Below are 14,052 nucleotides of genomic sequence, written 5' to 3'. Positions count from 1 at the left end.
CGCCCGGGTCAGCCGGGCGGTGCGGTGCTGGCGCGCAGCACCACCTCGCCCGCGACGCGCTCGATGCGGCTGCGGCGGGTGGCGGGCTCGCGCAGGGCCAGGCCCATGACGCGCTCCCCCATCGCGTTCAGCGGCAGCGCGACGGTGGTGAGCGCCGGGGTCAGGTCGCGGACGATCGAGATGTCGTCGAATCCGGCGAGCGACATCTCCCCCGGCACTAACACGCCGCGGTCGCGCAGCGCGGCGAGCGCGCCGACCGCCATCACGTCCGTGACGGCGAACACGCAGGTCGGACGATTGTCGTGGCGGAGCAGCTCGGACACCGCCCGGTAGCCGCCGTCGCGGGTGAAGGGGGCCTCCACGATGTGCTCGGGCGCGACCCGGACGCCCGCGTCGGCGAGCGCGTCGGTGAACCCGCCGAGCCGGTCGTGGACGGTCGTCAGGGCGCGTGGGCCGGTCAGCACGCCGAAGCGGCGGTGGCCGAGGTCGAGCAGGGCGCGGGCGAGGGCGGCGGCGCCCTCGCGGTTCTGCGGCAGGATGGCGTCGACCTTGAGGCTGCGATGCCGGCTGAGGACGGCGACGCGGCCGCCGGTGCGCTGGTAGGGGTCGAGCTCGGCGGCCATCGCCCGCTCCCAGTCGCGGTCCTCGAAGCCGGAGCCGATGAGCAGGATCGCGCGGGCCCGCTGGGCGCGCAGCATCGCCACGTACTCGACCTCGCGCGCCGGGTCGCGGAACGTGCTGGCGAGCATCACCAGCATCCCGTGCTCGGCGGCGGTGCGCATGACGCCGCGGGCCACGGCGGCGAAGTAGGGGTCGCTGACGTCGTGGCAGACGACGCCGACGGACTTGCTGGAGGAGCTGGCGAGGGCCTGGGCGTGCGCGTTCGGGGTGTAGCTCAGCTCGGCCGCCGCGGCCAGGACACGTTCCCGCAGGTCGGCGCGGACCTGCGAGGTCCCGTTCAGCACGCGGGACGCGGTGGCCAGCGAGACGCTCGCCTCCCGCGCGACGTCCTGCAGGGTCACGTAGGCCCGGTCGCCGGCGCGCTCCCCTTCCGCCGCTTCCGTCATCCCCGTCCCCCTCGGCCGGCACGGGCCCTCGCGGCGGGTTCCTGGCGAAGACCCTCTTGACCGCGGCGTGTGCCGGTTCTTACGGTACATCAGAAAGCGCTTTCTGAACGCGCTTTCCGAACCACCCCGTCCGGAGGAACCCATGGTGAGTCAGGGTACGACGGCCGCACCGCCCTCGGCGGACGCGGCGGGCGTCGTGGAACGCGCCAGGCCCCGCGCGGGCGAGCGGATCCGCGACGGCCTGGAACGGTCGTGGCGACCCGCCGCCCTGCTGGTGGCCTGCTTCGCCGCGTGGTGGGCGATCAGCGCCTTCAAGCTGGTCGAGGCCTACCTCGTCCCCTCGCCCGGGGCGACGCTGCGGCTGATGGGCGACAAGTGGGGCTACATCTGGCACCACACGTGGGTCACCACGTACGAGACCCTGATCGGCTTCGCGCTCGCGGTGCTCATCGGCGTCGCGTCCGCGGTGCTCATGGTGTACTCGGCCACGGTCGAGCGCACCCTCTACCCGATCCTGCTGTTCGCGCAGGTCATCCCGAAGATCGCCATCGCGCCGCTGTTCGTGGTGTGGCTCGGCTTCGGCATCGGCCCCAAGATCGTCGTGGCGGTGCTGATCGCCTTCTTCCCGGTGGTGATCTCGATGGTCGCCGGGCTGAAGGCGGTGGACCCCGAGATGCTCCAGCTGTCGGCCACGATGGGCGCGAGCCCGATGGCCACGTTCACCAAGATCCGGATGCCGGCGTCGCTCCCGCACCTGTTCTCCGGCCTGAAGGTCGCGGTCACCCTGGCCGTCACCGGCGCCGTGGTCGGCGAGTTCGTCGGCGCGAACGAGGGGCTCGGATACGTGATCCTGCAGGCCAACGGCAATCTCGACACCCCGATGCTGTTCGCCGGGCTGCTGGTCATGTCGGCCATCGGCGTCGTGCTGTTCGTCGTCGTCGAGGTCGCGGAGAAGCTGCTGCTCCCGTGGCACGCCAGCCGCCGCGGCGACGCCGTCACCACCACCTACTGACGGCGTCGCCGGCGGACGCGCCCCCCGCCACCCGAACCGCCCGCCCGGAATCCGCCGGACGGGACGTCCCGACAGACCAACGGCCGAGAACAACCCACCCCTTTACGGAGGGCCGTCCTGATGAAACTCCGCACCCTCGCCATCGCCGTCATGGCTCCGGCACTCGCACTCACCGGCGCCGCCTGCGGCGGTGACTCCGGCGAGAGCACGAGCGCCTCGGGCAAGAAGCTCACCAAGGTCACGCTGACCCTGAACTGGTACCCCTACGGCGAGCACGCGCCGTTCTACTACGGCAAGCAGAAGGGGATCTTCGAGAAGCACGGCATCGACCTGGAGATCAAGGCGGGCCAGGGCTCGCAGAAGACCGTCCAGGCCACCGGCGCCGGGCAGACCGACTTCGGCTGGGCCGACACGCCCGCCCTGCTCGCCGCCGTCGACAAGGGGATGCCGGTCAAGAGCATCGGCGTGTTCCTGCAGACGACGCCCGCGTCGGTGCAGTCGTTCACCTCGGCCGGGATCAAGAAGCCCGCCGACCTGAAGGGCAAGAAGATCGCCGGGACGGCCGGGGACGCGCTGGCGCGCACCTTCCCGGTGTTCCTGCAGAAGAACGGGATGAGCGCGAGCGACGTCCCCGTCCAGAACACCGACCCGGCCGGGAAGATGGCCGCGGTGCTGGCCGGCAAGACCCAGGGGCTCATGGGCTTCGCGAACGACCAGGGCCCGACGATGGCCGCCAAGTCCGGCAAGGAGGTCTCGTACCTGCGGTACTCCGACTTCGGGCTGAACTTCTTCTCCAACGGCCTGCTGGCCGGCGAGCGGAAGCTGAAGAGCGACGCCAAGCTCGTCAAGGAGATGGTCGCGGCCACGAGCGAGTCGTGGACCGCCGCGGAGTCCGACCAGGCGGGCGCCGTCGCGAGCATGGCGGGCGCGTCCGAGCAGCTCCCGCCCGAGAAGGTGCTCACCGAGCAGTTCAAGACCACGCTGACGCTGCTGCACACCCCCGCGACGCAGGGCAAGGCGCCCGGCGTCAACTCCGAGGACGACTGGAAGCAGACGATCTCCACCTTCCAGCAGGCCGGGGTCATCGGGAAGGCGCAGGCGCCGTCGGAGTACTGGCAGGCGTCCGCCGCGCCGCAGACATGACGGGACGAGCGATGAGGACCATGAGCGAGCAATCCACCGCGAAGCCGGCCGCCGGCCGGGAGACGGCCGTCAGCCTCGACGAGGTCGCCGTCCGGTTCCGCACCCGCAAGCGCGACGTCACCGCCCTGCGCGAGGTGTCGCTGGACGTCCCCATGGGGGAGTTCGTCGCGATCGTCGGCCCGTCCGGCTGCGGCAAGTCCACGATGCTGAAGCTGGTCGCGGGGCTGCTGAAGCCCTCGACCGGGGACGTGCGGCTGCGCGGCGACAGCGTCAGGGGACCGCGCCACGACATCGGCTACGTGTTCCAGCGGGCCGCGCTGCTGGAGTGGCGCAGCGCCCGCAAGAACATCCTGCTCCAGGCGGAGATGCGCAAGATGCCGTCCGAGCAGGCGCGCCGGCGGACCGACGAGCTGATCGAGATGACCGGGCTCAAGGGCTTCGAGGACGCGCTGCCGCACGAGCTGTCCGGCGGCATGCAGCAGCGGGTCGCGCTGTGCCGGGCGCTCCTGCACGAGCCGCCCGTCCTGCTGATGGACGAGCCGTTCGGCGCCCTCGACGCCCTCACCCGCGAGCAGCTCAACATCGAGATGAACCGGATCTGGCGGGAGACGGGCACGACCGTCCTGCTGGTCACGCACTCCATCGCGGAGGCCGCCTACCTGGCGAACCGCGTCGTGGTGATGACCGACAGGCCCGGGTCGATCGACGAGATCATCGACGTCGACCTGCCCGCGGAGCGCGACTACGCCGCCACGATGGCCCGCCCGGAGTTCGCCCGCGTCACCAACCGCGTCCGGGGCCTCCTCGGCGCGGGCGGCGCGGCCGACTGACCGGCGCGCCGCAGAGGGCGCGCCGCACAGGACACACGACAGGCTAGGAAGGAACGGGATGGCACGCAGGTCCATCGGGATCGTCATGAACGGCGTCACCGGCCGGATGGGGTACCGCCAGCATCTACTCCGCTCGATCCTCGCGATCAGGGAGCAGGGCGGGGTCCGCACGGCCGAGGGCACCGTGCTGTGGCCGGAGCCGGTGCTGGTGGGACGCAGCGAGGTCAAGCTGCGCGAACTGGCCGAACGGCACGGGCTGACGGCGTGGACGACCGACCTGGCCGAGGCGCTGGCGCGTCCGGGCATCGACGTCTACTTCGACGCCCAGGTCACCGGCGCGCGGGTCGAGGCGATCCGCGCGGCGGTGGCCGCCGGCAAGCACGTCTACACCGAGAAGCCCCTCGCCGAGGACCTCGGCGAGGCGCTCGCCCTGGCCCGCCTGGCCCGGGACGCCGGGGTCAAGCACGGCGTGGTGCAGGACAAGCTGTTCCTGCCGGGGCTGCTCAAGCTCAAGCGGCTGGTGGACGGCGGGTTCTTCGGCCGGATCCTGTCGGTGCGCGGCGAGTTCGGGTACTGGGTGTTCGAGGGCGACTGGCAGGAGGCCCAGCGGCCCAGCTGGAACTACCGCGCCGAGGACGGCGGCGGCATCATCCTGGACATGTTCTGCCACTGGCGGTACGTGCTGGACGGGGTGATCGCGCCGGTGCGGTCGGTGCAGGCGCTCGGCGCCACGCACATCGGCGAGCGGGTGGACGAGCACGACAAGCCCTACGAGGCCACCGCCGACGACGCCGCCTACGGGATCTTCGAGCTGGAGGGCGGGATCGTCGCCCAGATCAACTCCTCGTGGGCCACCCGGGTGTTCCGCGACGAGCTGGTGGAGTTCCAGGTCGACGGCACCGAGGGGTCGGCGGTCGCGGGGCTGCGGCGCTGCCGCGTCCAGCACCGCTCGATGACGCCGAAGCCGGTGTGGAACCCCGACCTGCCCGCCACCGAGGACTTCCGCTCCCAGTGGCAGGAGATCCCCGACAACACCGACTTCGACAACGGCTTCAAGGCCCAGTGGGAGATGTTCCTGCGGCACGTCGCCGACGACGGCCCCTTCCCCTGGGACTTCTACGAGGGGGCACGCGGGGTCCAGCTCGCCGAGCTCGGCCTCCAGGCGTGGCGGGAGGGCCGCCGCCTCGACGTCCCGGAGCTGACGCCATGAGGATCGACCTGCCCGGGGCGCCCGGCCACGCGATGAGCGAGCCGCGCACCTACAAGCCGCCCGCCGGGCCCGCGGCGTCGCGGGTCGCGTACGCGGCCGCGCACGTGGTGGCGGGCGAGGAGTCGCTGGACTGGGACGCGACGCTGGCGTTCCGCCGGCACCTGTGGTCCTACGGGCTGGGCGTCGCCGAGGCGATGGACACCGCCCAGCGCGGCATGGGCCTGGACTGGACGACGACCCGCGAGCTCATCGTGCGGAGCGGTGAGGAAGCGCTTTCAGCAGGAGGCCGGATCGTCTGCGGAGCGGGCACCGACCAGCTGCCCCCCGGTCCCGCGTCGCTGGAGGACATCGCCGCCGCCTACGAGGAGCAGCTCGCCGTCATCGAGTCCGCCGGCGCGGTGCCGGTGCTGATGGCGAGCCGGCACCTGGCCGCCGCGGCGACCGGCCCGGAGGACTACGCCGCCGTCTACGGGCGGCTGCTGGCCCAGGTCAGGCGGCCGGTCGTGCTGCACTGGCTGGGCCCGATGTTCGACCCGGCGCTGGAGGGCTACTGGGGCTCGGCCGACCTCGACGTCGCGTCCGGCGCGCTGCTCGCCCTCATCGGCGAGCACGCCTCCCGGATCGACGGGGTGAAGATCTCCCTGCTGGACGCGGGGCGGGAGGTCGACCTGCGCCGCCGCCTGCCGTCCGGCGTCCGGCTCTACACCGGGGACGACTTCAACTACCCGGAGCTGATCCGGGGCGACTCCGAGGGGCACAGCGACGCGCTGCTCGGCGTCTTCGACCCCATCGCGCCCGCCGCCGCGGCGGCCCTGCACGCGCTGGACGGCGGCGACACCGCGTCCTACGAGGAGATCTTCGCCCCGACCGTGCCGCTGGCCCGGCACCTCTTCGAGACCCCCACCTACTACTACAAGACGGGTGTGGTGTTCCTGGCCTGGCTGACCGGCCACCAGCGGCACTTCCGCATGGTCGGCGGGCTGGAGACCGCGCGCTCGGTGACGCACATGTCCGGCCTCTTCCGGCTCGCCGACGCCGCCGGCCTCTTCCCCGACCCCGACCTCGCGGCGCACCGGATGCGCGCCTGGCTGACCGTCCAGGGGGCCGCGTGACGAGGTTCAGCCTCAACCAGTGGACGACCAGGCACTGGCCCCTGGAGGAACTGGCCGCCGGCTGCGCGTCCGCCGGGGTGACGGGGGTCGGGCTGTGGCGCGAACCCGTCGCCGAGTACGGCCTGGCCCGCACCGGCAAGCTCATGCGCGACCACGGGCTGGCGGTCACGTCCCTCTGCCGGGGCGGCTTCTTCCAGGAACCGGACGCGCTGGAGAACAACCGCCGCGCCGTCGAGGAGGCCGCCGAGCTGGGGGCGCCCGCCCTGTGCCTGGTCAGCGGCGGCCTCCCGGACGGGTCCCGCGACCTGGACGGGGCGCGCTCGCGCGTCGCCGACGTCCTGGCCGAACTCGCGCCCTACGCGGGCGAGCACGGCGTCCAGCTCGCGATCGAGCCGCTGCACCCGATGTTCTGCTCGGACCGCTGCGTCGTCTCCACCCTCGGGCAGGCGCTCGACCTCGCGGCGCCGTTCCCGTCCGCCCAGGTGGGCGTCATGGTCGACACCTACCACCTGTGGTGGGACCCGGCGGTGTGGGACGGCATCGCCCGCGCGGGCGCCGAGGGCCGGATCTCGCTGTTCCAGGTCGCCGACTGGGTCACGCCGCTGCCCGAGGGCGTCCTCACCGGGCGCGGCATGCTCGGCGACGGGCGCGTCGAGCTGCGCCGGTTCCGCGAGGCCGTGGACGCCACCGGCTACACCGGACCGATCGAGGTGGAGATCTTCAACGACGCGCTGTGGGCCATGCCGGGCCCCGAGGCCCTCGCGCTCACGATGGCCCGCTTCGAGGAGCACGTCTTCGAGGAGCACGCCACCGCGGAGCACGCGTCCGCGGAGCACGGGGCGTGACGTCCGCTCCGGCGCGCCCGCACACGTCCGGCGCCGGCGGCGGGCGGACGTGGCGGGCGGCGTCCGGGGCGTGGCTCGGGATCGGGACGGCGCCGGGCGCGCTGGTCCTCGGGGCACAGGTCGGCGCGCGGCACGGCGGCGCGCTGCCCGTCCCGGTCCTGGTGGTCGGCGGGGCGGTCATGGCCGCGCTGCTGGCCGCGCAGGGGCGGCTCGGGCTGCGGGAGCCCGCCGGGGAGAACGCCGGCATGGCCGACCTGTCGCCCCGCTACCTGGCCCCGGTCGCCGAACGCGCCTTCACGGCGCTGCTCGCGGTCGCGATGGTCGGCTGGTTCGGGTTCAACGTCGGCCTCGGCGGCGCGGCCGCCGCGGCGCTCGGCGGCGTCCCGGACGCGGTCGGCGTCGCGGCCTTGGCCGTCCCCACCGTCGCGGTGCTGGTCGCGGGAGGGGGGCGGTGGAACGCGGTCGCCGTCGCCACCACCCTCACCGCGGTCGCGCTGATCGGCATCGTCGCGGTGAAGCTCGCGCCGCCCGCCTCGCCGGTCTCGCTCGCGCGGGACGGTCCGCCCGGCGTCCTCGCCGCGGACCTCGCCGGGTACATCGGCTACGTGTCGGTGTTCGCCGTGCGGGCGCCCGACTTCACCGTCGGCCTGCGCGGCCGCCGCGACCTCGCGGCGTGCGTCGCCCTGCTCGTCGTCCCCGCCCTCGCGGCCTCCGTCGTCGGCGCCGGGGTCGCGGCGGCCAGCGGCTCCACCGACGTGGTCGCGGTCCTCGCCGGCCCGGACGGACTCCCGGCCGCGAACCTGTTCGTCGCCGCGTCGGTCATAGCCCCGACCCTCGCCGCCGTCCACTCCGGCGCCCTCGCCGCGGGCCGCTTCCTCCCCGCCCGTCCCGCGGCGCCCCCGCGTCGCGGGTGGAGGGGCGGCGGGTCGCGGCGGTGCTGGTGATCGCTCTGCCCGGGGCGGTGCTGGCGGCGCTGCGGGTCGACCGGATGCTGCTCGAATGGCTGACGGTGCTGGCGGCGGCGCTGCCGGCGCTCGTCCCGCCGATGGCGGCGGAGTTCGGGCGCAGGCGGCGCGGGCGCGCGGGGCGGCCCGTGGCGACGTGGATCTGGGCGCCCGGCGCCGCGGTGGCCGTGGCCCTCACCCTGGCCGGGCATGCCGCCGCCGCGCCCGTCGGCCTCGTCGCCTCCACGGCCGCGACGCTGGTCCACGCGTGGTTCCGCCGCGCGCGGTCGTGACGAGATGTCCACATCCGGCTGGCCCGAAATTCGTCCTTGACGTCGGGCGAGACCGGTCGTACCTTCTGGAAAGCGCTTCCAGAAAGCGCTTTCCTGCCCCCGATCCCCACCCTAGGACGGCCGGAATGCGAAGAAAGCTCAGCTGGTGTCTCCTGACGATCGCGGCGCTGCTGCTGCCGCTGCTCAGTGTCCCGCCTGCGGCCCAGGCCCGGGACGACGCCCCCATCCTCGACCCGATCCCCGAAGACCCCGCCCCGTCCGGCCTCGGCCTCGTCCTCCAGGAGGTCGCGCAGCTGCCGAAGTCGACGCCGTCGGGCACCCCCACCGACCCGCGGCTGCTGCGGTGGAACCGCATCAACCACGTCGGTGAGGTCCCCGACAACTCGGGCCGCCTGTACGTGCCCGACCTGAACGGCAACCTCTACCTGCTCGACAAGAAGACCCGCACCCCGCACGTCTACCTCGACGTCGCCGCCACGTTCGCGCCCGACTTCTTCTCCCAGGCCGGACTCGGCCAGGGCTTCGGATTCGTCGCGTTCCACCCCGACTTCCGGAAGAACGGGAAGTTCTACACCACGCACGTCGAGGCGGGCAACGCGCTCAAGACCAAGACGCCCGACCTCACCCCGCAGCCGAAGACCGGCTACCACGGCGTCATCGACGAGTGGACGGCCACGAACCCCAAGGCCGACACCTTCTCCGGGACGCACCGCGAGATCCTGCGCATCGGGTTCGCCGGTCGCGTCCACAACCTCCAGCAGATCGACTTCAACCCCAACGCCCGTCCGGGCGACGCCGACTACGGCAAGCTCTACCTGTCGGTCGGCGACGGCGGCAACGGCAACGTCGGCGACAACGGCGGCGACCCGCAGAACCTGGGCGTCCCCCAGGGCAAGATCCTGCGGATCGACCCGGCCGGGAAGAACAGCGCCAACGGCAGGTACGGCGTCCCGGCCGACAACCCCTTCGCAGGGCAGGCCGGCAGGCTCGGCGAGATCTACGCCTACGGCATGCGCGACCCGCACCGCTTCAGCTGGGACACCGGAGGCACGCACCGGCTGTTCCTCGCGCACATCGGCGAGCACGAGATCGAGTCGATCCACGAGCTCTACCCGGGCGCGAACATCGGGTGGAGCGAGCGGGAGGGCGCGTTCACGTTCCGCAAGGACGACCGCTGCCACCTGTACCCGCTGCCGGCCGACGACGCCAAGTACGACTACGAGTACCCGCTCGCGGCCTACGACCACGACCCGCCCGCGAACTGGGACTGCTCCAGCGACGTCGGCCGCGCCATCTCCGGCGGCTACGTCTACCGCGGCGCCAGGCTGCCCGCCCTGCGCGGCAAGTACCTGTTCACCGACATCGTCAGCGGCCGGCTCATGTACACCGAAGAGTCGGAGATGAAGCACGACGCGACGGGGACGAACCGCGCCCAGATCTACGACCTGGCGGCCTACGACACCTCCGGCAAGCCCGTCACGATGCAGGAGCTGGCCGGCGACAAGCGCGTCGACCTGCGGTACGGGTCGGACGGCAAGGGCGAGCCGTACCTGCTCGCCAAGGCCAACGGCAAGATCTGGAAGGTCGTCGGGACGAAGCGGGTCGCGTCCGGCGCGACGGGCCCGGTCCGCGTCGCGAAGGCGATGGGCGCCGCCGACTGGACGCCCGTCACGCCGTCCAAGTGGCAGTTCCCCGGCGACCAGGTGATCCTGGCCGAGGCCGGCGAGCAGCGCCCCGGCCCGCGCCGCCCGTTCGAGTACGCGGTGCTGAACAAGGGCCCCGTGCTCACCACGACGCGGATCGACGCGAAGGTCAGGCTCGACACGCCGGTGTCGGTCAGCAACCGGGACGTGATCGTCATCTTCGGCTACCAGGACGACACGCACTTCTACTACGCCCACCTGTCCAGCGACAACACCATCTACCCCCACAACGGGATCTTCCTGGTGAACGGCGCCGACCGGCTGCGCATCGACCAGCAGTGGAACGCCAACCGGTCGCACGGCGCCCCGCCCTCCATCACCGACGAGGCGTGGCACCGCGTCCGGGTGGACCGCCGCGCGGACACCGGCGAGACCGCCGTCTACGTGGACGGTTCGTCCAAGCCGGTCTTCACCGCCCTCGACAGGACCCTCGGCTCCGGCCGGGTGGGCTTCGGCTCGTTCGACAACATCGGCCGGCTCCGCGACCTGACGGTCCGCGGAGTCCCGGCGAAGTAACGGCCTCCTCCGGGCGGGCGCCGCACACCGCCGCCCGCCCGGAGGGCCCCAAGGAGTCGACATGATGATTCGCCGCGGCACCGCCGCACTCACCACCGCGCTGCTGGGCGCCTCCCTCTGCGCCACCGCAGCCCCGGCCCACGCCTCGACCGGCGGCGTCTTCCCGCCGCTGAAGAAGAACCTCATCTCCTACTACGACTTCGAGCACCCCGTCCCGGGCGACCCGTCCCGCGAGGCCGACAGCGGACGCTCCGGAACCACGATCAACCTGATCAACGGCGGCGCGGCCATGCGGGTCCGCGACGGCGCGCGGCGGCACGCCATCCAGCTCGGGCAGGTCAACCCGTCCACGAAGGGCAACGACGACTGGAAGGCGGGGGTCTACTCCCCGACCGGCGTCCCGTCCCTGCGCGCGTTCAACGCCGTCAAGGGCGCGACCCTCGCGGGCTGGGTCAAGATGACGGGGACGAACCCGAGCCCCAACAGCCAGAGCTCGAACCCCGACGACGTCTACAACGCGATCGGCCTGTCCGGCCTCCTCACCGGCGACTCCGACGGCCACGCCGTGCGCGCCCTGCTGGAGATCATCGAGGTCTCCGGCACCCTGCACGTCGTCGCGCTGGGCCGCCGCGTGGACGGCTCGAAGTCCCAGACGTTCGCGGCGAGCGAGGACTGGCGGAGCATCCTCCCCCAGAACACCTGGGTGCACCTCGCTGCGACGTTCGACTACGACACCGGCAAGATGGCGCTCTACAAGAACGGCAGGCCGCTGGAGGGCTTCTACACGACGGCCGGGGACCCGTGGAGCCTCGAAGGCACCCCCTCGCCCCACGTCACGTCCGCCACGGACCCCCGCGGCATCAAGATCGGCGGCAGCTTCCCGCAGAACACCGCGGAGGGCAACCCCTGCAACTGCCGCATGGACGGCCTGATGTTCCTCGACCGCCCCCTCACCCCGAAGGAAGCGGCCGTCCAGTACAAGTTCGCCAACCGCTGACCTCCCACCCCACCCCCACCGCCGGCGCCCACGGGCGCCGGCGGTGCCGCGCGCGGTGACCGCGGCGGACCCGGCGTCCTCGGCGTAGCTCATGCCCTTCTCAAGGCTGTCGAACGTCTGCCCCTGGACAGGTCCGGGACGTGGACGGTGTGCCCGGCTCGCTGCAACCGTCCGGCGAACTCACGGACGCCGGCGGTCAGCCCGTGCCCGTGATGGAAAACCAGAACCCCGGCCATGTCGCTCCCCCACGCTGCGGCGCCCGGTGACGCCACAGCACGAGTATGTCTGCGCCACTGACATCTGAGGCGGAGGAGGAGGCGGCTCCGCAACCGGGAGGTGCTCCTAGCAGCCCAGGCGGGCGGTGTAGAGGGCGGTGTCCGTGGCGGCCAGGAGGGTGCCGTCGGGGGCCAGGGCCAGGTCGTTGGCCGGGGTCGGGAGCTTGATGCGGTGAGACGGGGCCGGGGCGGCGCCGTTCCAGGCCACGAGGGTGTCAGGGGCGTCCCGGAGGGCGGCGGCCACCAGGAGGTGACCGTCGACCAGGGCCGCGGTCACCTGGTCGCACTGGGCGGGCGCGGAGAGGGTCGCGAGGCGGTCGCCGTCCAGGCCGTGGACTCCGAGGCCCTCCGGGCACGGGCAGAGCAGCACGAGGCCGTCCGGGGACGGGGCGAGGGTCGCGGCGCCGGACGGGGCCGAGGCGATCTCCTCGCCGCGTTCGAGGTCCAGGAGCGCGGCCGCGGAGTCGCCGGTCAGGCCGGCGAGGGCGCCCGTCGCGGGCGTGGCGTGCAGGAGGCGGCGGCCGACGGCGCTGCGGTGGCCGAGCCAGAGGCGGAAGTCGGCGAGGCGGTCGCCCGTGCGGGCGTCCCACACGGCGACCTCGGCGTCGTTCGCGGGGCCGAAGACGGCGACGACCGCGCCGCGGCCGTGGTGGACGGTGAGGCCGAGCAGGTCGGGGTGGGCGTCCAGGACGAGTTCGCCGCCCGTGCCGAGGTCGTGGACGTGGAGGCGGTCGCGGTGCGTCCAGGCGACGGTGGGCGATCCGGCGGGGAGGCCGAACGCCCAGTCGGCCCGGTCGGCGGGGAAGCCGGGGATCGGCGGGCCGAGCGGCGCGCCGGCCGCCAGGTCCCACGCCTGGCCGGTGTTCACGCCCTGCCCGACCCGGGAGGTGAACGCCAGCGACGGGCGCTCGGCGGTGGCGGCGACGCCGTCGAAGGACCCTCGCGCCAACGGGTCCGCCAGCACGCTTTCCGGCATGGGTCGGAGCGTAGGCCACACAGCGGAGATCGTTCCAGACAGTCGGAAAATCGGTCAGGTCAAGCCCGAGTCAGACGCGGGCGGCGCGCAGCCGGTCGGCGATGTCCTCCGGCGGGACGTCGTTGATCCAGGCGGCCATGCCCGACTCCGATCCCGCCAGGTACTTGATCTTGTCGGGGGCGCGCCTGACCGAGAACAGCTCCAGGTGCAGGCGGAGCAGGTCGCGGCCCTCGCCGACCGGCGCCTGGTGCCAGCCCGCGACGTAGGGCAGCGGGACGCCGTAGAGGGCGTCGCAGCGGCGCAGCAGGTCGCGGTAGAGGACGGCCAGCTCGTCGCGCTCCCCCGCGTCGAGGGCGGCCATGTCGGGGACGTGGCGGTGCGGCATCAGGTGCACCTCGACCGGCCAGCGGGCGGCGGCGGGGACGTAGGCCGTCCAGTGCTCGCCGGACAGCACGACGCGGCTGCCGGCGCGCTCGGCCTTCAGCACGTCGCCGAACAGGCCGGGGTTCGCGGCGGCCGACGCCAGCATCCGCTCGGTGCGGGGGGTGAGGAACGGGTAGGCGTAGATCTGGCCGTGCGGGTGGTGCAGGGTCACGCCGATCTCGACGCCGCGGTTCTCGAACGCGAAGACCTGCGCGACGCCGGGGACCGCCGACAGCTCGGCGGTGCGGTCGGCCCACGCGTCGACGACCGCCCGCACGCGGGAGACGGGCAGCAGCGCCATCGAGGCGGCGTGGTCGTCGGTGAAGCACACGACCTCGCAGCGCCCGGCGCCGCGGGACCGTTCCACACCGTCGATCGGGGGCGGCGCCGGCGGGGTGCGGACGTCGAAGGACGGGAAGCGGTTCTCGAACACGGCGACGTCGTAGGACGGGTCCGGGATCTCCGAGGCCGGGCCGCCGGGGCACAGCGGGCACTGGTCGGCGGGCGGCAGGAACGTCCGCGTGTTGCGATGCCGGGTGATCGTGACGTGGTCGCCGGTCAGCGGGTCGCGCCGGACCTCGCACACCGGCTCGACGGGCGGCAGGCCGCGCGGATCCGCGACGGGAGCCCGGCCGGGGGCCTCGTCGTAGTAGACGATCTCGCGGCCGTCCGAGAGCCGCGCGCGTGTCCGGTTCATCTCGATCGG

General features: G+C 73.2%; 13 protein-coding genes. 10 read left to right on the top strand and 3 right to left on the bottom strand.

All coding sequences use genetic code 11. From position 1 onward, the window contains the following. Positions 1 to 8 precede the first annotated feature (8 nt). Entirely contained in the window at positions 9 to 1,067 is a 1,059-nt protein-coding gene (locus ACQEU6_RS37910; RefSeq protein ID WP_499338512.1) for a LacI family DNA-binding transcriptional regulator, read from the bottom strand. 142 nt (positions 1,068 to 1,209) lie between these two features. Here ACQEU6_RS37910 and ACQEU6_RS37905 point away from each other — a divergent pair, with 142 nt between their 5' ends. The 10 genes from ACQEU6_RS37905 to ACQEU6_RS37860 all read left to right on the top strand — a co-directional run bounded on the left by ACQEU6_RS37905 (position 1,210) and on the right by ACQEU6_RS37860 (position 11,672). Then, a complete protein-coding gene (locus tag ACQEU6_RS37905; RefSeq protein ID WP_499338511.1) occupies positions 1,210 to 2,079 on the top strand; it encodes an ABC transporter permease in 870 nt (289 codons plus the stop codon). Between the two features lie 120 nt (positions 2,080 to 2,199). Then, entirely contained in the window at positions 2,200 to 3,222 is a 1,023-nt protein-coding gene (locus tag ACQEU6_RS37900) for an ABC transporter substrate-binding protein (protein WP_499338510.1), read from the top strand. A 20-nt stretch (positions 3,223 to 3,242) separates the two neighbouring features. Then, positions 3,243 to 4,052, top strand: coding sequence for an ABC transporter ATP-binding protein (locus ACQEU6_RS37895; RefSeq protein WP_499338509.1), 810 nt, complete (start codon positions 3,243 to 3,245; stop codon positions 4,050 to 4,052). Between the two features lie 58 nt (positions 4,053 to 4,110). Continuing rightward, positions 4,111 to 5,262, top strand: a complete 1,152-nt coding sequence (locus tag ACQEU6_RS37890; RefSeq protein WP_499338508.1) for a Gfo/Idh/MocA family protein — start codon at positions 4,111 to 4,113, stop codon at positions 5,260 to 5,262. Further along, positions 5,259 to 6,374, top strand: a complete 1,116-nt coding sequence (locus ACQEU6_RS37885; RefSeq protein ID WP_499338507.1) for a dihydrodipicolinate synthase family protein — start codon at positions 5,259 to 5,261, stop codon at positions 6,372 to 6,374. Before ACQEU6_RS37890 ends, ACQEU6_RS37885 begins: the two co-directional genes overlap by 4 nt. Further along, entirely contained in the window at positions 6,371 to 7,219 is an 849-nt protein-coding gene (locus ACQEU6_RS37880) for a sugar phosphate isomerase/epimerase family protein (protein WP_499338506.1), read from the top strand. The genes ACQEU6_RS37885 and ACQEU6_RS37880 overlap by 4 nt, the downstream gene beginning before the upstream one ends. Further along, complete coding sequence (locus ACQEU6_RS37875) at positions 7,216 to 8,163, top strand: SLC5/6 family protein (RefSeq protein ID WP_499338505.1); 948 nt, start codon at positions 7,216 to 7,218, stop codon at positions 8,161 to 8,163. The genes ACQEU6_RS37880 and ACQEU6_RS37875 overlap by 4 nt, the downstream gene beginning before the upstream one ends. Beyond that, positions 8,154 to 8,456 (top strand): hypothetical protein, encoded by a 303-nt coding sequence (locus ACQEU6_RS37870; RefSeq protein ID WP_499338504.1) that lies wholly within the window; start codon positions 8,154 to 8,156, stop codon positions 8,454 to 8,456. The genes ACQEU6_RS37875 and ACQEU6_RS37870 overlap by 10 nt, the downstream gene beginning before the upstream one ends. Before the next feature lie 125 nt (positions 8,457 to 8,581). Next, complete coding sequence (locus tag ACQEU6_RS37865) at positions 8,582 to 10,675, top strand: PQQ-dependent sugar dehydrogenase (RefSeq protein ID WP_499338503.1); 2,094 nt, start codon at positions 8,582 to 8,584, stop codon at positions 10,673 to 10,675. Between the two features lie 61 nt (positions 10,676 to 10,736). Beyond that, a complete protein-coding gene (locus tag ACQEU6_RS37860; RefSeq protein WP_499338502.1) occupies positions 10,737 to 11,672 on the top strand; it encodes a LamG-like jellyroll fold domain-containing protein in 936 nt (311 codons plus the stop codon). A gap of 342 nt (positions 11,673 to 12,014) precedes the next feature. Here ACQEU6_RS37860 and ACQEU6_RS37855 read toward each other — a convergent pair whose 3' ends face one another. Then, positions 12,015 to 12,923: a WD40 repeat domain-containing protein gene (locus tag ACQEU6_RS37855; protein ID WP_499338501.1), complete on the bottom strand. Its 909-nt coding sequence runs from the start codon at positions 12,921 to 12,923 to the stop codon at positions 12,015 to 12,017. A 70-nt stretch (positions 12,924 to 12,993) separates the two neighbouring features. Beyond that, a complete protein-coding gene (gene galT / locus ACQEU6_RS37850) occupies positions 12,994 to 14,043 on the bottom strand; it encodes a galactose-1-phosphate uridylyltransferase (RefSeq protein ID WP_499338500.1) in 1,050 nt (349 codons plus the stop codon). Positions 14,044 to 14,052: the final 9 nt, after the last annotated feature.

It is taken from the genome of Spirillospora sp. CA-108201 (genome assembly GCF_050936235.1).
In the GTDB taxonomy this organism is placed as follows: domain Bacteria; phylum Actinomycetota; class Actinomycetes; order Streptosporangiales; family Streptosporangiaceae; genus Spirillospora.
This window is presented reverse-complemented; position numbering and strand designations above follow the sequence as displayed.